At 34.9% G+C, this 21,861-nt stretch carries 19 protein-coding genes; 5 read left to right on the top strand and 14 right to left on the bottom strand.

What is annotated here, in order from left to right; genetic code table 11:
• Window positions 1-86: 86 nt before the first annotated feature.
• Window positions 87-413: a hypothetical protein gene (locus BrL25_RS13085; RefSeq protein WP_018673495.1), complete on the bottom strand. Its 327-nt coding sequence runs from the start codon at window positions 411-413 to the stop codon at window positions 87-89.
• Window positions 414-436: 23 nt separating this feature from the next.
• Window positions 437-907, bottom strand: a complete 471-nt coding sequence (locus BrL25_RS13080) for a hypothetical protein (protein WP_018673494.1) — start codon at window positions 905-907, stop codon at window positions 437-439.
• 1,073 nt (window positions 908-1,980) lie between these two features.
• Here BrL25_RS13080 and BrL25_RS13075 point away from each other — a divergent pair.
• Both BrL25_RS13075 and BrL25_RS13065 read left to right on the top strand, forming a co-directional pair.
• Window positions 1,981-2,553, top strand: coding sequence for a hypothetical protein (locus BrL25_RS13075; RefSeq protein ID WP_018673493.1), 573 nt, complete (start codon window positions 1,981-1,983; stop codon window positions 2,551-2,553).
• 818 nt (window positions 2,554-3,371) lie between these two features.
• A complete protein-coding gene (locus tag BrL25_RS13065) occupies window positions 3,372-3,728 on the top strand; it encodes an MmcQ/YjbR family DNA-binding protein (protein WP_018673491.1) in 357 nt (118 codons plus the stop codon).
• Between the two features lie 60 nt (window positions 3,729-3,788).
• Here the strand turns inward: BrL25_RS13065 and BrL25_RS13060 are convergent, their stop codons facing one another.
• Window positions 3,789-4,892 (bottom strand): hypothetical protein, encoded by a 1,104-nt coding sequence (locus BrL25_RS13060; RefSeq protein ID WP_018673490.1) that lies wholly within the window; start codon window positions 4,890-4,892, stop codon window positions 3,789-3,791.
• Entirely contained in the window at window positions 4,876-5,409 is a 534-nt protein-coding gene (locus BrL25_RS13055; RefSeq protein WP_018673489.1) for an RNA polymerase sigma factor, read from the bottom strand. The genes BrL25_RS13060 and BrL25_RS13055 overlap by 17 nt, the downstream gene beginning before the upstream one ends.
• 556 nt (window positions 5,410-5,965) lie before the next feature.
• On the opposite strand from BrL25_RS13055, the gene BrL25_RS13050 reads away from it, so the two are divergent.
• Window positions 5,966-6,709 carry a suppressor of fused domain protein gene (locus BrL25_RS13050; protein ID WP_018673488.1) on the top strand — a complete coding sequence of 248 codons (744 nt, stop codon included), beginning with the start codon at window positions 5,966-5,968 and terminating at the stop codon, window positions 6,707-6,709.
• Window positions 6,710-6,895: 186 nt separating this feature from the next.
• On the opposite strand, the gene BrL25_RS13045 is transcribed toward BrL25_RS13050, so the two are convergent.
• Window positions 6,896-7,774: an IS3 family transposase gene (locus tag BrL25_RS13045; protein ID WP_236848038.1), complete on the bottom strand. Its 879-nt coding sequence runs from the start codon at window positions 7,772-7,774 to the stop codon at window positions 6,896-6,898.
• Entirely contained in the window at window positions 7,771-8,079 is a 309-nt protein-coding gene (locus tag BrL25_RS13040) for a transposase (protein ID WP_099327224.1), read from the bottom strand. The genes BrL25_RS13045 and BrL25_RS13040 overlap by 4 nt, the downstream gene beginning before the upstream one ends.
• A gap of 245 nt (window positions 8,080-8,324) precedes the next feature.
• On the opposite strand from BrL25_RS13040, the gene BrL25_RS25165 reads away from it, so the two are divergent.
• On the top strand, window positions 8,325-8,468 hold the full coding sequence (locus tag BrL25_RS25165) for a hypothetical protein (RefSeq protein ID WP_018674135.1): 144 nt from the start codon (window positions 8,325-8,327) through the stop codon (window positions 8,466-8,468).
• Window positions 8,469-8,958: 490 nt separating this feature from the next.
• Here the strand turns inward: BrL25_RS25165 and BrL25_RS13035 are convergent, their stop codons facing one another.
• On the bottom strand, window positions 8,959-9,390 hold the full coding sequence (locus tag BrL25_RS13035) for a hypothetical protein (RefSeq protein ID WP_018674134.1): 432 nt from the start codon (window positions 9,388-9,390) through the stop codon (window positions 8,959-8,961).
• A gap of 46 nt (window positions 9,391-9,436) precedes the next feature.
• Here BrL25_RS13035 and BrL25_RS13030 point away from each other — a divergent pair, with 46 nt between their 5' ends.
• On the top strand, window positions 9,437-10,231 hold the full coding sequence (locus tag BrL25_RS13030) for a hypothetical protein (protein ID WP_018674133.1): 795 nt from the start codon (window positions 9,437-9,439) through the stop codon (window positions 10,229-10,231).
• Window positions 10,232-11,035: 804 nt separating this feature from the next.
• On the opposite strand, the gene BrL25_RS13020 is transcribed toward BrL25_RS13030, so the two are convergent.
• The 7 genes from BrL25_RS13020 to BrL25_RS12990 all read right to left on the bottom strand — a co-directional run bounded on the left by BrL25_RS13020 (window position 11,036) and on the right by BrL25_RS12990 (window position 21,841).
• The gene (locus tag BrL25_RS13020) at window positions 11,036-12,055 is read right to left on the bottom strand and encodes a restriction endonuclease (RefSeq protein ID WP_018674131.1); all 1,020 of its coding nucleotides are present in this window, start codon (window positions 12,053-12,055) and stop codon (window positions 11,036-11,038) included.
• A gap of 1,590 nt (window positions 12,056-13,645) precedes the next feature.
• Window positions 13,646-13,897, bottom strand: coding sequence for a hypothetical protein (locus tag BrL25_RS13015; RefSeq protein WP_018674129.1), 252 nt, complete (start codon window positions 13,895-13,897; stop codon window positions 13,646-13,648).
• 21 nt (window positions 13,898-13,918) lie between these two features.
• Window positions 13,919-14,329, bottom strand: a complete 411-nt coding sequence (locus BrL25_RS13010; protein ID WP_018674128.1) for a hypothetical protein — start codon at window positions 14,327-14,329, stop codon at window positions 13,919-13,921.
• A gap of 640 nt (window positions 14,330-14,969) precedes the next feature.
• Window positions 14,970-16,808 (bottom strand): DUF2357 domain-containing protein, encoded by a 1,839-nt coding sequence (locus BrL25_RS13005; RefSeq protein ID WP_018674127.1) that lies wholly within the window; start codon window positions 16,806-16,808, stop codon window positions 14,970-14,972.
• A gap of 56 nt (window positions 16,809-16,864) precedes the next feature.
• Window positions 16,865-18,691 carry an McrB family protein gene (locus tag BrL25_RS13000; RefSeq protein WP_018674126.1) on the bottom strand — a complete coding sequence of 609 codons (1,827 nt, stop codon included), beginning with the start codon at window positions 18,689-18,691 and terminating at the stop codon, window positions 16,865-16,867.
• A 3-nt stretch (window positions 18,692-18,694) separates the two neighbouring features.
• Window positions 18,695-19,888, bottom strand: a complete 1,194-nt coding sequence (locus BrL25_RS12995) for a DNA adenine methylase (protein WP_018674125.1) — start codon at window positions 19,886-19,888, stop codon at window positions 18,695-18,697.
• A 741-nt stretch (window positions 19,889-20,629) separates the two neighbouring features.
• Window positions 20,630-21,841 carry a macrolide family glycosyltransferase gene (locus tag BrL25_RS12990; protein WP_018674124.1) on the bottom strand — a complete coding sequence of 404 codons (1,212 nt, stop codon included), beginning with the start codon at window positions 21,839-21,841 and terminating at the stop codon, window positions 20,630-20,632.
• Window positions 21,842-21,861 lie beyond the last annotated feature (20 nt).

Here is a 21,861-nt window from a genome sequence, read left to right as displayed (position 1 = left end):
AAGAAAAAGCACCCAGATAGGTGCAAGTAAAAAAGAGCAGCTTTATCGTAGCCGCCCCAATTATCATATATTTTATCCTAGCTGGATTATTTAGGTTGTCCCATAAATTCTGTAAGCATTGCAAAATTTCCTTGATTCCCCATACCCTTAACCATTCGATCAATTGATTGTTTCGTAAACAGAAAGTTTGTTTCTAAGGTAGAATACACCAACTCCCGAGTGATTGCGGAAGCATCAAGAATATGTGCAAACTCTGGAACATTGTCGCGTATTTTTTTATCATACTCAGCGGTAATGAGATTCCCTGTCAATTTATCAGAAATCAAATAGAGAAAAATATGAAGCTTTGATTGCTGACCAGATGATAAGTTCTGTTCTGTCAGCCAATCATAGTAGGTATATTTCTCGTGCAAAATGAGTTCCTCCTCGTTCATTCCTAAGCAACGAACCAGAGTAGCCACTCAATAGTAACAACGATTTCCTGGATTGTTCCATCCGAAAGATTGGAGTTCGCTTTCAAAAAGTTCCTTACTTGATCTTTCACATAAACAATAGCGTATTCTTCTTTTTGTTCCCAACCCTTGACGAGTCGCTCCATGAAATCTGCTATTTTACTAGACCATCTTTTAAATGATTGAGCCGCCGTGGGAGACAGCTTACTAATTGCTTGTTCTAACACGGCGCCCCCTTTTCTAATGTGTGTAACAACTGTTTTTACACTTTCTTTCGTAATATGTGTTTTCCATCCATACGTCCCTACCTGTTGAGCTCCAACCTCACTGTTCGGTACTACTACAGCCTGCTGAGCTGAAGACACGGTCGACGCTGAAACTGGAATTGCTAGAGATACAGCCAATACTGACGTAGACAAAAGACTTAAAATCGTTTTTTTCGATAGTTTACGCATAAATCTACCTCCATTCAGCATTTACTTACATCATTATCATAATTAGGTAATAATTGTAAGTAAATGGGTCTTATCTACCAAATGTTAGTCTTTTGCTATGATAGGTTAACATTTAGTATACATCCATTAGATATAGTATTAGTTAACTATACGATATGAATAAAATGATAGAGCTCTACCATGTTTTTTAGACATATAAAAACTCTGACAATTTTGCATCAGGGCTTTGTTTTTCCTAGGTTTTTCCCCGTTTATTGTTGCTACACCTATCATCATAATCTAGTAAAGAAAGGCTACATTACCCAAATAAAAAGGTAAATGCGATACATACTAGTTCACCTGTAATAAAAAATAACATTTTTTCCATAACCAGTTTTTAACTTATACAAGATGTAACGAACATACTACACAGAATCTAAATACGATTACATCCCTATGGTGTTAGTTTGTAAATCAATTATTTAAGTGACAAAATGCATACAACTATGAACCATTATACCCAGTGAAATTAGGGGTAGGATATAATTTCGTGTCGTTTTTTGTCTAAATTTAAAGAGGGTTTCTAATTTTTTATTTTAAGGGAAATTTCAAGACGCGATGCAAAATAATCATACAGGGGAAAGAAAGCTGGTTTGCAAGTGCATGATGCTTTTTACTAACACAGAGGAATGTTCTAAAAAAAGACTAAACTCAAGATAACGTCTCCACCAAAAAATGCTATTCAGGTTAATTGGTATTACTCATTTATAGGATATAGGAATAAACTATATGATCCGAAACACTTTGGGATATGAACAGTCGTGTTTTAGCTATTCATTAAAAGACAACTAAGATGTTTCACTCTGTTAATATGGGGCGATTTTTATTAAGTGGAACAACCAGATAAGGATTACGAAAAAAGAATTAGAACACCAATTGGTTTATGAACTTACTTGAACTGAAAAACCAGAAGATTTGACGGGATCGGCTGTTGGAGGAAACGTTTTAGAAATTTTTGGTAATAAACAGTGTTTTTAATTGGTTATTTTTGTAATTTTTGTTATAATAAAACAAAAAGGAGGGTGATTCTTTTGATGAAAAGATTTTCGTTAAGCTTACTTGCACTTCTTACCACACTAAGTATGTCCACATCTGCTTTTGCATCAATTGAGAGTAATACTAATTCTCCTATTGAACAAAGCGCAGAATATACTTACACCTACAATGGAATAACCTTTACTGGACTAAACCCATTGAGTGAGAATCAATTGGAAAGTATGTATGAGAGCTTGATGAAAGAAAATAGAACATCAGTCATTGAAGGACCTGGTGGAAGTACCGAAATTGTGTATGGTCCAAAATACGACCATTATAACCATAGTGCCCACAGAGAAATGGCCGACATCATTGTTTCTTGGGTAGCAGAGAAGATTCCAATTCCAACAAAAAAATTTAAAAAGGCACTCTTAGGTTGGACTATTGCGAAGCTTTCTGCATGGAGTAAGGAAGTATTAGCTGATACCTATGTTGGGTATTGGGTTTGGAAAGTACAGGATTCCGACATACAATCTGATATTTACTATGAGACCGTTGTTCATTATAAAGACAAAAAATTTAAAAAACCTAAAAAAGTAGAGTATTACGAAATAGATAGGAAAAAGTGGTAATAAGTAAATTCTAAAAAAGGGAGCATTCCTCCCTTTTTTAGAGATTTGGAGGAGACTTTATGGCCAATGAAAAGAAGTACTCCATGTTTATCTTTTTTGTTTTCATTAGTCTATTTATTAAATTAAATTATTGGGTTGATTTCCTTCTGGTCAATTTCTATCTTGCAACTGTAATTGAACTCTTAGTAATTTTTCTTATCATTACTTTGTTTGATTCCTTTCTAACAAACGCAGTTAAGAGCTTTTGTGAAAAATTCAAAATCAAGCTTTTTTATCTATATCTGGTCTACATTGTTTTATATTTGCTGGTGTTTGGATTGATAATCCCCTTACCAGCCTAGATAGCCAGCTTAGGAAAAATATAAACTCTACGATTTTACCCAAGTATGTAGAACCGGTGATTTTATTACCCTCTGCAAACGCCTGACCAGTAACAAAGTATACGCAATCGGAAAGTACATCAAGGTACTGTAAAAATAGCAGCCTATCGTATCTGTCTCACTATGCCAATACTCCCCCGGCACAAATCCATCCATTACTGCTCTGCATAAAAGATCAATCTATTTCCCTGTTGATAAATGAACATGAATGAACATGAATTAAAATCATAATAAACCAACCCAATCCTATCCCTCCCTTAGTCCCCCCAGCTTGTTTTCTCTCAACTCAGTATCTCAACTAGTCTCGCTCCTTCTGTTTCTCTGATGATAAAATCCTTGTATAAATCTGCAATCTCTTTTACCACTTAATAGTCCCATACGTCGTAGATAGCCTTAGCGTGGTAAAATGAAAAAAATGCGTGCAGAAGGGAGCTTATCATGGAAAAATCCACACTGGAAGCCTATTGTCTGAAGCACCCGGGAGCGGTTCATGATTACAAGGTGGAATGGGAAGCAGATCGTTATCAGGTAGGGGGAAAAATGTTTGCAATGCTTGGTGGAGATTCTAACGGAAAGCCTATCCTATCTTTAAAATGCGATCCAGCCCGATCCGAACAGCTAAGAGAAGCATATGAGGGGATTATTCCTGGTTACTACTTGAATAAAAGTCATTGGAATTCTATTTATTTAGATGCCAATATTCCTACTGAATTGTGGGAGAAGCTGATTACTCATTCTTATGAATTGATTTTTCATAAGCTACCTAAAAAAATGCAAAAGGAATTAGTAAAATAGTGCTGCCTAAAGGACAAAAAAGCTACCGACAATGTATATTAGTCAGTAGCTTTTACTTATTTACCGAACGTGGAGACCCCGAACATTACCACCGTCCGATCTATCAATCGCTCTATCAGTAAATATAGATACGGCCGGTTTCCCCGGACTCTGAAATACATAGCCTCCCCAATGATCACCACCATCAACCTTATACCCAGTAACGTCTATTCCAGTTATGTTTTTAATGAGTGGTTTGCCCACTGACATCGCTTCGTCTATTGATTTGATACTATAACGATCCGTTTTATAATTTACACTATACACTTGACCTGTTTTTTCTCCAATCTGAACAGAATATTTGTCGTAATACTTATCTTCCTTATTGGAGAGCGTCCACATATCTTCTTTTTCATTGGAGAATTTTTTTACATGATTAAATGAGAAATCATTTTTATTTGAAAGTTTCATTAACGCTTTTTGAGCTATGGACACATACTTTTTATCCACATTACCCAGATTGTAATCTAAAGAGAAATCGGTCACTTTATTGGTATTCAGATCAACATGCACGTACTGGTTAACTTCTGCCTCAAAAGACATGCCTGCTCCTGATTTGTTTTTATAGAGACTGACCGTTTGAAAATTATCATGTAGATTCGTTTCCTTAATCCGATTTCGTGCAGTCTCTACATATTTTTGATACATATTCGTCAGCTCATCGAATTTATATGTTGCCGAGACGCCATTAACATCTGTGGTTCCAGCTTTAAACCACACAATTGCCTCTCGATCCTTTGTCTCTAAAGTAGAGTAATCTGTGTGTTTCTCCAACTTTTCAAAATGAAAATCCTTATTAATGCCAAACGCTTTTTTTATTTCTTTTTGAGCTGCCGTAATATACTTTTGCTCTATTACATCCTTACTTCCTGATGTGTCTATTGAAGAAGAGTTTTCTACTGGAGAAGAGAATGGCTTCATCCAGATAAAAGCAACTAACGCTGCACATGTGATAAGCCCTTTTGCCGCCCATCCAAAATATTTTTTCCGCCTTTTCAATTTTTGCATCATTCTTCTCTCCTTTCGTATGTTCTCTAATATCACTTGGTTCCGCTCCCTAGAAAGGATCTGATCCGGGAAATGATTTAAATCTTTCAATATAATTTGTTCATCTTGTGACGGCATCGTTGATCACCTCCGAAACAGGAACATTCCTATTTTTTTGAACAGCTTTCAATGCCCTATGCAAAGTGAGATTTACTTTGGCTTCGCTCCAGCCCAATACCTCTGCTGTCTCCTTACTAGATAATCCCTTGATACCGCGCAATATCAACACGTCCCTATAAGATCGTTTCAACTGATTGATGATGTCATAAAGCAGTCGTTTATTCTCACTTAACTCTAAGGATTCTTCGGGTGTTTTATCGGGCGAAACAAGATGCTGCAAGAATATATCTGGCAGCCAGCTTATTAGTTTTGTTTTACGCTTTTCATCAATGGCTACACTTCTAGCAATGGCAAACAGCCATGTTTTGGGATTTGCAATCTCGGTATGCTGGATAGCCTTTAGGGCACGAATAAAGGTCTCTTGTACAAGATCGTCTATATCTGTTCGTCCCGTATAATAGACGAGAAAACGATAAATATCATTGCTGTATGCTAGAAACCATTGCTCGATACGTGCGCCAGCATTGTCATCCAATTGTGTTCCACCTCCTTATCACTGTATAGACGGAAAAATTTCTGACTATATTTCACTTTTCATATAAAAACTTTTAAGATGGCAATTAGCATAAAGCATTGTTCCTTTTTCATTTTTTTACACGTTGTAATGTTACCACCCCCACTAGTACCTTCTAAATCAATGCTCTACAAAACTCCTTATACTTCATACTATTTAACTTATTTTATAACCTTGATCCGATATTACGTTCTCCAATGGAAGTACCTTAATCAAAGATGTTATGGCGAACGCAAAACAATGTCATTCATGGGGAAACTTGAAAATTGAGATTCCTAATTTTACTTGCCATTTTATAAAACATTTACTTAAATATAAGAGTGTGGTGTCGAAATGTGTCATTTAAAGCCATTTTAATACTATATTGTAATATTTTCATAATCTTCAATTTAATATATGTAAATGAAATATATAGGTTGAAGAATGACTAGAACAGAATTCGCTTCTATAAGAAACACAGGAAGATTTACAGAGAAGTCTGTTGGAAAACAAATAATGAAAAAGGTGAGGTTTTTAGATGAATTTTTTTAAAAAGATATTCGGTGGTAAGAACAACGGAGAAAAGTCAAAGGACGGCACCACTATTTACAAGTATGAAGAAACAGCTAGTTATTCACCGCCAGCTCCCATGGAATATGTAGAAGAAATCGTTGAACATTTTGAAACAGTATTTTCAGGAAGAGAAAGCAGTGTTTTTCATGAAATTATATCAGATACCATACATATTGATGTGAATGTAATGAAACCTACTGAAGAAGAGCCATTTTGGGTCTTATATACAACTGGTATGAGTGATTTACCAATGACGATACCAGATGAGATGCAAGAGCAGCTTGAGGATAAATTCGATCGGGCAGAAGTTATGATGTTTCTTCCTGCTTCTTGGGAACTGACGGAAGAATCGATACAGGATGAAAATAATTATTGGCCTATCAGACTGATGAAGCAAATGGCGCGTTTTCCTCATCAGTATAATACCTGGTTGGGATATGGACATACCATCCCCAATTATCAAGACTATGAACCATATGCAGATGGAACTGGGTTAAATGGAGTTGTCATATTTCAGTTAAAGGATGAACTCAGCGTCATTACAACTAAGGATGGCAATAAGGTTTATGCCTATTTCTTACTTCCTTTATATAAAGAGGAAATGGATTATAAATTAGAGCATGGCATGGATGCACTGATGGAAAAAATATCAGAGTTAGGAAATGAAGTGCTGGTTTTACATCCGAATAGAAGGAATACTTGTGAGTAGTTGAGTTAGTTAGCTGTCAAGAGTAGATGTTTTTTCAACATTTAGATTTACATGTTGGAAAACTACTCAGGTTACGTTTGATAGTCATACTGTGGTTATTTTCTAGATTTATAAAAAAGGCAACACAAAAAGCCCTTGGAATTTGATCTTGCCCCTGTCAAGTAGACAACTTTAAACAAGCCCCATCTAGGCTACCTGAGTTCGGTATTCTATCGGACTCAGGTTTTTTAATCGAGATTGAAACCGTTGCTGATTATAGAAATTAATGTAACCGTGAAGAGCTTCTTCCACTTCTTTATCTGTTTGAAACGAATGAAGGTACAAACACTCTGTTTTTAAATGCCCAAAGAACCCCTCAATACAGGCGTTATCTAAACAGTTACCTTTTCTAGACATACTTGCTACGATTTTATATTGCTGAAGGAACTGGTTATACTGCTTTGAGGTGTACTGGTATCCTTGATCACTGTGTAGGAGGACTCCGCTTACATCCCGCTTTTTAGTCGCTAAATTTACGGTATCCATTACGAGTCGTAAATCATTACGTTTGCTTGTTTTGTAGGCAACAACTTCGTTGTTATACATGTCGTATATGACAGACAGATAAAGACGGCGACCATTAAATAGTATGTAGGTAATATCTGTAGCCCATTTCTCATTTGGCCGTGAGGCGCAAAAATTTCGATTCAGCTTGTTTTCGGAGATGACAACCTTCTCTTTGCGCCCAAAGAATTTTCGTTTTTTACGGATTAGCGCTTGTATCCCAAGTTCCTTCATAATGCGATACACACGTTTATGATTGACTTTTAGCCCGTACCTTCTAAATAACCACACTTTTATTCGGGGATACCCGTAAATACCTTTGACCTCTTGATGACACTCCATGATCATTTCTCTTAATTTTTCATTTACCAATTGTTTTGAGGTGGGGTGTTTCTCACGAGAAAGCCACTTGTAAAAACCACTACGAGATACTTTCGTAATTTTACACAATAAAGTAATAGAATACTTTTTAGACAATTCTTTAATAAGCTCGAAAAAACAGCATTTATCTTTCGGTTTCACCTCTTTTCTAGACCTAGCCACTTTTTTAAGAATTCGTTCTCTGCACGTAATCGAACTATCTCTTCCTCCGTACTCTCTGGCCTTATTCGTGGTCTTCCTCTAAGAGGATTTTTTGTTCTCCCGCGTTTTTCATCTAGTCCCTGTATACCTTCCTTTCTATAATGATCAACCCATCTTCTTAAAATAGAAGGGTCACTAATGCCGAGATCCCTTGTAAGTGTTTTGTACCCTTGTTCACCGCTCAAATAAAGCCGTACGGCTTTTAACTTAAAATCCTTTGAATATGTTTTTCTAATTTCCCCCATAGAAAATTCCCCTCCTAGTTAATACAGTAAGGGGTCTTGCTTCTTACTGTCTACTAAAAGGGGATAATATCAATTCAAGGGTGCATTTATTTTGATGCAAGTGAGGATAGGCTCTCTTCATGTGTGGAACAATCTCTATATTTAGTTGGTGATAAACTGTGGTAATTTATAGAAATATTTTACCCCAAAAAATCACATAAAGTATATAATGTGGTAAATGAAAATTATTAAAAGGAGGGAATATTATGAAAAAAATATCTGGTATATTAGTATTTTCATTAGCTATGATAATAGCTTTAGGTATAACAACAAATATTGAAACCGCGAGTGCTAAAGAATTAATCTCTTCCAAAAAGACTCAATCTTATTTTGTTGATCCAGGTCATTAATTCGGGTATTTTCGACTTCTAAAAGGGAGAACGCTAATAAATTTATAGCGTTCTTTTTTTGTGATATTTTCGTAATATTTTGTCGAAATATTACAAGTGTTTCATTCTCAATGTTTTCAGATAGTCCTAGCAACATATGGTAAAATAATACATAAATAGAAGAAAGGAGGTGTTTGTAATTAGTTTATCCTTACTATTAATACAAAAGGGCGTTCCCTCTGTCGCTAAACTACTGGGAACGCCCCCACCTTGAGCAACAAAAAATGTTACTCAACAATATTTTACCACTCACTTACAGGATATGAAAACAGAAAATTCTCAACTAGAAAACGATTTACAGAGGCTTATAGAAATCATCCGCACAGAATTAGAACAGTTGTACTGCAACAAAGAGTATTTTGCTAGAAAAAAAGCAACCTATCAAGGTTGCCGCCAACAGTAAAAAAAGTAGTAATGTATCCAGAATCCTAAGATAAGGTGATACCTATTATTATTTTGTAATCACCCTTAGCAACTGATCAATCTTTTCTTTATCGGTGGGATTTTCGGATAGCGCTTCTAAACAAGCTATAAGAGTCTTATTATCCTCTGTATTCAATTGGATACCTAACTTTTGCTGATTCAAAAAGAAATTTACCAATACGTATGAATAACTACCTACTAATGAACTCTTCTTAGAGTAAGAAGTGTACTCTACCAAACTTTGTAGTTTACTGGAAAAAGATATAGCTAGAATATATCTTGTATTCCAATCAGAATCACGTTTAAGAGACTTTGCAATGTCAGCTAAATTAGATGTAAAGTTAGTGTCAATTGAAGATTCTATTTTTGCCATTTCAATGTAATTTTTTGTATAAAAATAGACATTTGAAATGACTAACACTACAAGAATTGTGAATAGAATGATTTTATTTCTTTTCAAATTAAAAACCCCTTTACAAAAAAATATCCCATTGAGGAGGATTATTATGAATATTGCTAAACCCTTTCTGGTAATAACACTAGGTTTGTCTTTACTTATACCAAATTCATCCGCATTTGCAAATAATAGCAAAAATATAACAGAAGATCAAAGGAAAGTGTTTAAAGAAACCTTCCAGTTTTCGGACAAACATATAGATGATCTTAGTAATGAAGATATTAAAAAATATCTTTCCTATGAAGACCCAATTGTCTCTAAAAAAGAAGAATACTTTGAGATTACTTATAGTAAACAGTCCAAGCCGAAAGTAGAAGAACTCTCACAAACAGAGGCAGAAGAGAAAGCTGATTTACTAACACGAAAAGAGGACAAAAACACTCCAAATAAAATAGATGCTCTAGGTTCAGATGTGGAAAAAAATGATATTTTGAAACTAGAGACGTGGCTTATTAAAAATAAAGGTGATAAAGAAGCTCAAACATCCGCTCGATTTGAGTTTTTAAGTACTCCTGACTACAGTGATTTTCATGAGGATATTTTGGCAATCGGAACTAGTCAGAACCTCGCTATCGTAAAAGGATCAGAAGATTTCGTTTTTAAATATGACGAATTTAAGTTTACCAGAGAATATGATAGATATGGTCATCCAATATATGATTGGGTTCCAGAAAAAGAAAAAAGCACACGTGCAGATCAACGCGATTCAGGAGGATATGCTTTTAAATTTGATCTTCCTGATACAGGAAATCGTATTCGTGACATGAGAGGATATATGAAGGTAGATGTTACCCCGAGAAGTAAGAAATGGAGGGGAGAAGTTTATGACATATATAGTCATTAACTTCATTCCACTTCCTCTGTGAAAATAGGGTTTTCTATTCCATTAGGTGGATCGTTCGAAATAGATAAAGGAGACGCTATAAAACTAACTGGACATGTGCAAGAAGAGTATAATAAGTAATTAGGTTACAGCGGTAAGTAAACGCCCGAAATTGTAGGTTCGGGCGTTTGTTGCTGTTCGTTATTCTCTTTTTGTCTATATAACTTGCCGTGCAATACGGGAAAATGTGATTTAAAAATTTGCTCCCTAACGTTTGTTGGGAGCTTTAAGTAGGTGAAAACATGAGAAATAAATCATTACTAATAACTTTTGCCTTAGTAGCACTAGCAGAATTGATTTGGTTATTTTATATCAAACAAAATAAAAGTATTACTTGGACTGTGGGTATTCATATTCTAATTATTGTATTATCACTTGATTTCCTTATTAACAGAAAAAAAGACCACTATAAAAATTATAGGTATCGTTCATTTTTACAAGGTATCATCATGGTTGGACTAATTGCTATCCCTCTATTTTACTTAAACTACATGTAATCCCCTATAATTAAGATACGTCCGCATCCTCAAATCTGGGCGTTTTTTGTTGTCAGTGAATTATTTATTTCCTATTTCCCACAAGATAAATTACTTGTTCTACGGCTCCTGCCCTCTTCCGTTTAGAAAAATTGGTTATGCTGATCCGAGCAAAGCTTGTTTTTTCCTTACCACTTCGTTAGACCACTATGGAGAAACCCATTTACTACTTTCGAGGTGACGTTGCGGTTTTCAATCAAAATACACGCACATTTAGTTTGCAAGGTTTTTATTCTTCTATATTTAACATCCATACCCTTTTTAAAGGTATTTCAGTTTTAATGTCTTCACTCAATTTATCGTAATTTTCAAAGAGTTGCTCTATAATTTTCTTTGAATCCCATAGTCTTAACTTAAAAAACTGTTTTGGAATTTCTTTTGTCACAGAGGTTTTAAATCCTGTCCAGGAAACCAACAACCCATAGTCAGCATTAAAGTTACTCATTGTTCCTATTAATTGATCCATCGTAGGTCTATCAATAGGTGAATCAGTGGTTTTTACTTGAACACAAATTTTTGGTGAACCAAATCCTAAAATATCAGAAGCTGCTAAGATATCTACCCCATTATCTGCACCTTCTGGACTTCTATAGGTTGTGAATCCCTTGGCTTTTAATATTTCTTCAACCAAAATCTCCATTTTATGGCCTTTAAATTTTTTGATTATATAATCAGATATTCTATCAAATATGTATTCATCTAAATCAAATCGTATCTCATCATCTGATTCATCAATTTTTTGAGGTATAGATTTATCCTTTATATTCCAATTGTTTTCATACATTATCTTTATTCTCTCTTCTGCATTATTTTTATGTATCCTACATACGGTCATAAAAGCACCCATTGAATATAAGATATCTTGTTCAAATTTATCTCTTGGAATATCGATTGCAAACCACTCTACCTCTCTATAATGGTAATATGGACTTCCTAAGCTTTTATCATAATTGTAATCTCCTACAATCTTACCAAAATGTATCGTTCTATTTATCTTACTTGGGAGTACAACCCAATCTCCTATTTCCATTCTATGGGCTATGGGATATATTTGAGAGGCCCAATTTATAGCTGTTTTTTCTTTTTCTAGATCATACTTGTCTACTAGAAACATATAAAGATCTTCTTTTTTGTTGAATTTTTTCAAATTTATATCTAAATCATCCCAAGTTAGATATATTCTCCTGTCGTTTAAAAACTTATTTTCATATTCTCCGTTTGATCCCGCTCTAAATAACCAAATACTCAACCTTAGTTCCTCCTATTACTATATTTTTATATATTATATAGTAAAACTTACCATTCAATGGGTCCCCATGCAAAAAGATTTGTTATTATTTTTTGATTAACTTACCATCTAGAAGGCCTAGTCTTTAAAAACACTTTGTTGTTTTAAGCAAATTTTCTTTAGTCAAAATTACAAAAAAAACTCTGGTTAATAGTGAACAGGAATCCAACAGATTTTAATCTTATCTCGCTCTCGAAAACAATGAGCCATCGATTACATAGGGTTAATCAGAGGATTACAATTTCTTAGCAATATTAACGCTATAAATGGAATCTTTGATTTCTTCAAAGAAATTTTTAAGTATTATTGTGAACAAGAAAAAGATTTGGATTTATCTCTTCTGAAAAAATTAATGGAAGTATATAATATGGTAAATAAAGTGATAAGGAAGGGGATAATTGATGAAGAATTATTTAGTTCTTATCACAACTGTTTCGCTTGTATTATTAAGCTCTCTTTTTACCATAGAAATTACGGGTAAACTAGAAGTTCATAATGTAGCAAGTAGCATCAAACCATATACTGATGACCCACAGGGCTGATAGTAAGAGGATTTTACAAGTTCATTTTCATTAAAAGCGCTATTATCTTAGCGTTTTTTTGTTTGTAAGTATGTAATTATTTGTCGAAATTTGAGGAACGTTTCAATTTTTTTATTCCTCATCAATTATCAAAACAATATGGTAATTTAATATACAGGAGAAAAAAAGCAGGAATTTCAATTAGTCCATGGTCTTTGACAATACAAAGGGGTGTTCCCTCCATCGCTAAACTTACGGAAACACCCCACCTTGAGTTACAAAAAATGTTACTAAAGAATATTCTACCATTCACTTACAGGTTATGAAAACAGAATTCAAAACAACTTAATAGCAAAAATCAGGGTAAAAGTGTAAATGTCAATATAGCCTGGCTACCAGTAGCTATTTCAATCTATAGTATATAGTATCTACGTATAAAGATAGCTGAAAGGAGAGAGTAACTATGGGTCTATCTTTTTTTTACAGCTGTCGTCCTGTTTAGTTTATTAGGTTACCTATATTTCAATTCTGAAGTAAACCCAATGCTACTAATCTTATTAGGGATATCAGCTTTAATAAACGTGTATCGTGGGTTTAGGGAATTTAAAAAAGATCGTAGGAAATAAAAATAAAAATTTACAGATCAGTATCGATAATAAGTATATAAACACACGTCAGAATCTCTTGTATTCTGACGTGTGTTTTGTTATTCGGGTTTAAGTTACACTTTTATCTACAAACTAAATTACTTGTTCTGTGGCTCCTGTCCACTAGCACTCCTTATCCGATCGGCAAGTTCTTCGCTTGCTTCTTCCTCCCCGAGGATATATTAAATCCTTTAAAATCCTTTAAAATCCTTTAAAATCCTTATATATCAAGCATGCCAAACTCTCCACATATCCCGTATTGTTAGTGAATAAATCTATGATGAGAAGATTTTACGAAAGTACATTGTTATGCGATTACTAATAACAACTATCAATTCAAATACATAAGTTTGCACTTTAATGGTCAAAAATGTGGTCATTTTTTATTTATTACTTTCATCTCCAAGAACATAATTAAAGTAAATATTTTCAACTAACCCCTCTATTTCTTTGATTTTCTTACTGGGTCGATCCACTATTTCACTTAGCACAGACTTTAACATGCTGTAAACAACAACAAACAATAAAACAAAAAAAGTTAAAACGATTCCATAAGCTAACACTATATTAAAGTCATCTAAATTTTTTAAAAACAATCCTAAAATATGATTCCATAGAGGTACAGTAAATGCCAAAAAAGTTCCTGGGATAATTATTCATGTAAATTTTCTATTATCCGCTTCTTTATTCAAGAGTTTCAACAGTTCTTCTATTTTTTTCATTGAATTTATTCCACTTTGGTCTAAAAACTCCTTAAGCATACTTACTCTTTTATTATACAAATCTTCACCGCCCCAAATAAAATTACGTTGGTCAATTAGAAATTTACTTTTAATGATTTTTTTTGCTTGGATATTTAACAAAACAAAAAATATTATAAATAGAGCAATGAAAATGCAAAGTGTAATCTTTAAAATCAAATATTTCATGAATATTACAGGAAACAAGTTAAAAATCAGTAGAGTTCCACTAAATATAAACATGTAATAAGTAAACTTCATATGCTTAAATATTAGATTGTACGCACTTAGCTTTCTGTCATAAAACTTAATAACTACATTTACCATTTAATTCCTCCTAAAATAATTATCAGCTATACATTAAGAGTTGTTTTCTGATCTCTTTCCTCTATAGTAGTTTTGGCTTTTATAGGTAGCTTTTCATAAACCTAATTAATCTTTCTTGGTAGAAATGAAGTAATGAAGTTTAGTATTTGAAAAAGTGCAATTCCAATATCACAATCATTAACAAGGGTAATTTCTCCAGGATGGATAGCATGTTTCCAATAACTCTAAATGTTCTTGAACTTTTTGAATCCCTTCGCTACCTTTATGTCATCATCAATTTGTCTACCTTTTTCTACAATATGCTTCATTAACAACTGGACTGCCAATCTTAACAAAGTTACCGTGGCCATTGGTGATTGATTTACTATTTCACTGGCTTCTAGATAAATTCTTTAACATCTCAGGCATATCCTGATTTGAATTTGGTACTACAACAGATAAAGGAAAAGTTAGTTTTCTTGTCTATCCATATTGAAATTTGTTTGCATCTGTAACAATACTGATAAATTAGTTTTAAATGTATTAGATGTGGAGCATTTGACACTCTTAGTTCTATGGGCCTTTGCATCAGATGCAAAGAAGCCTTTGATAACTAATGAGACTAGAACAATTATTCTAGTCTCATTGGTTATATGAAGATTCAAAATAAAAAACCCAACTCTTCATTATATGCAGTTCCTTGGGTAATTGCATTGAATACTTCCTTTAGGTATTCTACAATACTCGAAACTTGTCCCTCGCTCTCACTTCCTGGTCTTAAGGGAAAGGCACCTATAGAGGGAATCAGATAAGGGTAATCCTCATTTGGCTGTCTAACGAAAATTAATTTGTCCGATAATATGATGTTGTCTGGATACAAAATATAGACACCCCTAGATCCTAAAATTGCATCCCTATAAGCATGCGCAGTATGGATGTCGTTTCGTTTATAAGCCCCCTCATCACGATCCTCTTCTAGCATAGCCTGAAGTTTTGTATAATCGATCTTATACTTTGAATCAAAGTGAAGCCAATGTATGTCTTCACCAAATATTAATTTCATACTGAAATCGGGATGATAAACCCCACCGTCATATGAACCGTTCCATTCCCCACTAAGATATTTCTTGAAATCCCGATTGTAGTACAAGAAGATATCCATATTGTTATACCTGAATGGTACATTGCATTCAACTTTTTGCTTAAGATTAAGAACAAATCCCCGATCCGTTCTCTGAAGAAGGTGCGAGCCGATGTCTGGATTCTCACCGCAAATTCTTTCTAAAATATGAACAAGTTTGAAGAAACACCAGTATTCATACAATTGATGAATAGGTCTGAGGTCTGCCCAAACAGAATCAAACTCGGTAATTTCGCTTTCAAGTTGAATACCCAATTCAAACTGCTGCATGTAGGTAAGTATTTCCTTATATCCGTTCCTACGCTGCATAATCATAGAATTAGACAGGTACATAAAGGAACCGACTTCATGAAAGAAAGGATGCTGAATATATTCCTCCAACAGCCTCTCGCTTGCTTCTAAAAATGTATAGCTTGGTTCATATTTCTTCTTGTTCAATTTGCACTTAAGTTTATAAACAAGAAACTCTAATTCATGCAAACAAAACTTGATGTACCTGTTCTCATTAGTATCCACTGTAGATGACGTCCGTCCCTCTGGCATCATGTCGGGTGAATAACCACAAGTATACCGTGAAAAACGCCCTCCCTTTCTCCAAGTTACATCCATGAAGTTTTGCTGTAGCTCAATCATATCCACATTACTAATTTGGGATGGATCATCCCAATGAAGTTCATGAATCGTTCTTGAATGGGGATTGGACAAAATCGTTTCAATTGCCGCGGGAAGACGGTCAGCCTCCATTAGTTTCCTTAGATGTAGTAAAACCACTTGATTGGAAACTTCCTCTACCTGCTTTGACACAAGAGAAATTTCAGTAGGCTCATCCAGTTTTAATATCAACTCTGAATGAATTTCTGCCAGTTCGGACAATAGAACCCTAAAATCCTCAGCATAGTTCAATTTATAGGATATCACTTCGATTTCTATGCGCTCTGATGAAACATCTTCAGCAAAAAAAAATCTCATTACCCCTGCAAAGCTTTTGAAATGAATGCGCCCCGATAATTGTGTTATTCCACCATACTCCATCCAAGTCTCTGGACTATTAAATGTTATATTATGTCTTAGCTTTAAGTTTGCAAAAGGATATTGCAAATTACCTGTTGCTTTCCTCCGACTAATAATCTCTCGTTTAGATAAAGGTATTTGGAGAATGAAATCCATTTCACTTTCTTCACGCACTTGAATTTGACGAAACAACTCTGAGTTTTTATCCTCAACTGCTAATAACGGTGGATTTTGGTTCTGAAGCCATAAATCATCATCGGAAATAGAGTAAAATTCATGATGAGGAATGGAACGAATTAAAAATTTTTCCCCTTCTTCAATCAACCCGTTAACGCTAATACTTAGCAAAAGATGACCACCGGATATTAAGCAGTCAAATCCTCTTGAAAATTTCGATATCGGTCTCAGCATACAAAGCCACTATATCCTAACGTCATAAGCTGATTCTCCATAGCCATAACCTTCTTCAACGTCTTTGGAAAACGAACTTCATTCCCTTTCCTACAGAATACTTGAAGCTCACTCAATGTTTTGCTAAGTTGCTTTCGATTACCGTGCAACTTAGGCAATATCTTTTGCATTAACATTTCGTCAAATAGGTTATTTTCATCAATGATCCAGTTCAATGAGCCTCCTAAAATCCTTTGTAGATGGAGAGCTTTGATATAATAATCCATACATTCTGTTACAATACGGTATCCAAACGGATAAGAGGACATAATCTTATAAGCCTCTTCCATGAAGTTAAGTCCACTCGATGGAACTACTACAGTCTCACCATTTATATTTAAACCCTCAAATTCATCGCCTAATAATGATTTTCTAAATGCCCTGAAGCCTCCCTCTAATAAAAAGGAATTAACTTGTACTATTGATAATTCAGCCACTGTTATAGTAGAAGATGTGTTATCTCTTAAGGAGGAGGGTGGCGATGTATTCATTTCAATAACAAAAGCACGATCAAGTACCTTTGGAGAAAACATATAGGTTGTTTCGTCAATATTTACAGTACCTACAAAAAATACGTTTTGCGGTATATATAATCCACCAAATTCAATCGCTTCTAGAATATAAGAAGTATACTCAGAATTATTTTCAAAATATTTAAGCAAAAGCTCCAAGTCATTTTTTGAAAGCAAAGGTTGATTATGAAGCCCTTTATGTCTCGCAGTTTCCAAAAGTGCTAAAAACTTTGCAAAATACATTTCAACATGAGATAAATTCATTTCATCGAATAGAACAAAGAAAGGGATATTCTGATATGTTCCCGAGCTTGCTTTCAATAACATATTGATTAAAGGTGTGGGTTGATAAACTTCTCCCTTTTCTCCAAATGGATTCTTATAACCGATCAAATGGCGCCCATCTTTCCATCCAGCTTCCACCGCTATGAAGATAACGTTAAAATGGGTATCATTAGTTGGATTAAGTAGAGATGCTAACCTACGGATACCATATGTCTTACCAGTTCCACTTGATCCGGTCAGAATCAAGAAAGGTTTTGTCGCCAAAGACAGTAATAGATGAGTATCCACTTGTACAAGTTTACTTTGCCAATTATTACTTATGGTATTATCTACCCAATCAGCAAGTATAATATCCTCTCCATCAAACCAACGTATCATTTGATCATCTGTCACGTTAAACACTTCATGAAAACCATAAAACACACATTGGTCATTAAAAGAACGATAAAATTCACTTTCCTCAAGGTCGGGTTTATCTTTCCATTTAATTTTCTTCAGCCGATCAAACAATAATTGTTTTATTAATCTACCAACTTTGCCGTTAGCAAGTAAGGGCGAGAAATCGTAAGGAACATTGTCGGATCTTTCAGCTGTAAATGGAGCGGCTCCCGAGTGCAAAAGTAATCTCCGAACATTAGTAAACACTTTAACATCAGAGAAGCTGTCTTTATGAAGCACACCTTTCATTACTTCAGAACGAGATTCTTTAAACTTCCTAATAAGCTCATAATGTGAAAATATTACAGCCACAAGACAGAATAACTCAATCAACTCAGGAAAGTTACTGATTTCCTTCCAGTATGTTGGTACTGTTGAGGGATCGGTTTCAGTAACACCTAATGCAGCATTTATTTGAGGACGATTAATCTTATGTGAAGCTTCATAAGTTCCATCTAAATACCCCTTCAATTGATCATTTTTTATAATATCAATTACTTCAATAACTCCAAATTTCGTTAATGAAACCTTTAAATCTTCGAGCAATCTCTAAACCCTCCTGACTACTATAATAGCTTCATTTACTTCGCGGCTCTTATCTTCTTTTCTCCCCATCGTACTATGAACATATTCGAAGTAAGATGGTTCAATAATATAAGTTTGACCAAAAGATTCTACAGCTAAATCTAGAAGATCGGGCAAACTTATCATTCCTGTATTACTGTAGCTTAGAACCAACTGACCTTCAATCTCTCTAATCTTAAGAAACATTCTTACGAAGGCATCTCTCACCTGAGTTCGTATACAAAACGGTGACTGATGCCTATCATTTCTGTATCTACCTTTATATCTAACTGATGGGTAGTCATATCTTACTAATGTTTCAATTGCGTGATAGAATCTAGAGTAATGAACAAAACAATATGGTGGATCAGCATATACGGTGGTTCCATTTGGTACGCGATCTAGGCAATCCATATAATCTTCTGCATAAACCTGATGATTTCGGGTGTTGGGTCCAAGCATTTGTTGAAAATCTCCCATCTTTTTCACGAAATACGGAACCACCTCTCTCTCCCTATATATGGAAATGTCTTTCATTGAGGAATCCGTATTAGCTTCTCTGTATTGTGCATAATGCCCTGTACTCTGGGATGTGTAAGACATAGCAAACATGAGACTAGCAAGAGCTCCATAATAAACAGAAGGATTCTCAACCTGATAGTAGTCTATTGCCTTACGTAATCCGTCAATCCAAAGGCACTGATCAAAAGACCAATAAGTTCCGGAATAATATTTTGTATATAAATGATACGGTCTATCCTGGAAATCCTCATTTATAAGCTCTTGTTGAGCTATTTCTAAATCGACAAATTCCTGTCTCGACAATTCCTTATTATAATGGAACTGATACTGAGGATAATCGCGTCGAAAAGCATTAACATGTTCGACAGCTCGGTCTATAATCTCTTTCGTAATATTAGAATATTGTTCCCAGTGATAATCGCCTAGATATGCTTTCGCTAGCACACCTGAATATTGTTGTATGTCATTTGAGATCATTGGTAAGCAATTCCGCAATGCACCGGATAGAACACTTGATCCAGCAAACAAATCACAAACAGGAGTATTTTCAGAGTTGTGTACGGAGCCAATTGCCATAATAACTTGATCTAACATTTTTCTTTTTGATCCCATATATTTAATCATATGGGGAACATTGTGGTCATAGTTTAATATCATCGTTGCGTTTCCTTCCTATTTATAAACAGACAATCCTTATTATAATTCGACAACCAATCCGAGAACTCCTATAAATTGTACTTTATATACAAGAACTAGTATTCTAATATTACACTTTTTGATCGAAAAAAAACAAACGTTCGGCACAATTAATATACCAAACATCTGTTTGTGTGTAAAATTATACTTTTATTTACATCCAATGATTAAAAGACTTTATTCTCTTAATTATTTTTACTATGAGTCTAATTGAGTAAACTCATATTCACTTTTGGAATTAGAAGATTGATAAATAGGGCTAGACGTTCCCTTTTATTTGTCTTTACAATATGTTTACACTATACTCTCCACATGCCCCGTTTTTGGGGACATACTATCTATATTCATTTCATCCACATTAGGGAGAGCCTTTTGTACGTGATAAATTCGTAAAATGTAAATTTTACAGTACCGAAATTCAGTCCATAGCTAAGCTAACGGGTCAACGCTCTCAATCTTCGTCTGCGGTTGCCGGTGCAATATGAGCTGTTGAACCTTGTGCTTTTGTATCTTGTGCGGATAACTCAGATGCGAACTCGGATTGTGTTTCTTCGATAGTAACGCCTGGGAGCTTATTTAATTTCGTAGACTGTACTTCTGCTTTTGATGCTTGATTGTTCCAATTTATATGTGTGATACTCGTACGCCATCTTCCATGAAGGAATCAGATTGCTTTCATTAAAGCTGGTGTGATGCTACATTTTATACTTTAGAAAACAAAGTCATAATACGACTTGCGGCTTCTTTATACCCGCCAGCGTCACGGAAGGAATCGCCTATCTGTTTAGCATGTTGTTTATAAGTGGGTTCGTTCAACACTTGCAACAAAGCGGATTTCAAAGCTTCAGGGGTAAGCTGACTCTTATCTAGAGTTATACCAGCCCCGAACTCCTCTACCTGCTTCGCAACCATTGGTTGGTCTGAGCTTAATGGAATCATGACAAGTGGTACATTATAATAGAGAGCTTCACTTGCACTATTCATGCCGGCATGTGTAATAAAAGCATCCGCTTGCTGAAGCACCTCTAACTGGGGAACATACGGCTCAATGATAAAATTATGTGGAATACCGTCCTCTAACGAACTCATATCCGTGCCTTGACCGCTCGATAACACAAATTGAGCCGGGATGTCTTGAAGGGCTTCAAAGCAAAGTTTGTAAAATTCTATATCTTTGTTCAAAATACTGCCCATGGAAATGTATATAACTTTGTCATATTGAGCTCGAAGTTGTTCAAGCGGAAATGAAGGAGTATCAAGACGCGGTGTAATGGAAGGTCCAGTAAACATATAGCTATCGTCAAGCTTATCAGCATCTGGTTGGAAATCACGGCTTGTAAATACAATCTTAATTTGACCATACTGGCGAGTAATATCTTCAATGGCAGGTACAGCTACGTTACATGCACTAGCGATGCTCTGCGCTGTCTTCGTTACTCTTTCATAAAGTGCTTCTACATCTAAATCTCCTACATCAATCTCTTCTACAATTTTGTTTAGAGGCCCAGCAAAAGCAAAGTTTGTAACGGAGCAAATAGTCGGAATACCTAACTTTTTCCCTAAAATTTCCCCTCCCCAACCAAATAAGGAGTCAAAAATTACGTAGTCAAAAGAATCGTTCTCTACCTGCCTCAAGATTTCCGGAATATGTGGTTCAATAATGCCTCGCAGCATAAAATCGGTGAATTGAAGCGGATGTCTAAATTCTGTTGGATTAAAACCAAGATCTTTAAATTTTTGTTCATCCAATTGATAGGCCAAAAATTGTGCCCCAGTCTGGGCAAGCCTAGCCCGATATTCTTCTGAACACATATAGACGACTTCTTCTCCATTGTCGACTAGCTGCTTCACTAATCCTAATGTAGGATTAACGTGACCTTCTGCTGGAATCGTTACATACAATACGCGTGCCACTTACTACACCTCCCAAAAAA

Source organism: Brevibacillus laterosporus DSM 25, assembly GCF_002706795.1.
Taxonomy (GTDB): Bacteria; Bacillota; Bacilli; order Brevibacillales; family Brevibacillaceae; genus Brevibacillus_B; species Brevibacillus_B laterosporus.
This window is presented reverse-complemented; position numbering and strand designations above follow the sequence as displayed.

What these genes read in the sequence shown, in the direction of transcription:
- BrL25_RS13065 (WP_018673491.1), top strand. Translation starts at nt 3,372, where the DNA reads ATGGAAAAATCCACACTGGAAGCCTATTGTCTGAAGCACCCGGGAGCG.
- BrL25_RS13010 (WP_018674128.1), bottom strand. Translation starts at nt 14,329, where the DNA reads ATGGTAAATGTAGTTATTAAGTTTTATGACAGAAAGCTAAGTGCGTAC.
- BrL25_RS25165 (WP_018674135.1), top strand. Translation starts at nt 8,325, where the DNA reads ATGAAAAAAATATCTGGTATATTAGTATTTTCATTAGCTATGATAATA.
- BrL25_RS13075 (WP_018673493.1), top strand. Translation starts at nt 1,981, where the DNA reads ATGAAAAGATTTTCGTTAAGCTTACTTGCACTTCTTACCACACTAAGT.
- BrL25_RS13030 (WP_018674133.1), top strand. Translation starts at nt 9,437, where the DNA reads ATGAATATTGCTAAACCCTTTCTGGTAATAACACTAGGTTTGTCTTTA.
- BrL25_RS12995 (WP_018674125.1), bottom strand. Translation starts at nt 19,888, where the DNA reads ATGATATTAAACTATGACCACAATGTTCCCCATATGATTAAATATATG.
- BrL25_RS13050 (WP_018673488.1), top strand. Translation starts at nt 5,966, where the DNA reads ATGAATTTTTTTAAAAAGATATTCGGTGGTAAGAACAACGGAGAAAAG.
- BrL25_RS13040 (WP_099327224.1), bottom strand. Translation starts at nt 8,079, where the DNA reads ATGGGGGAAATTAGAAAAACATATTCAAAGGATTTTAAGTTAAAAGCC.
- BrL25_RS13080 (WP_018673494.1), bottom strand. Translation starts at nt 907, where the DNA reads ATGCGTAAACTATCGAAAAAAACGATTTTAAGTCTTTTGTCTACGTCA.
- BrL25_RS13060 (WP_018673490.1), bottom strand. Translation starts at nt 4,892, where the DNA reads ATGCCGTCACAAGATGAACAAATTATATTGAAAGATTTAAATCATTTC.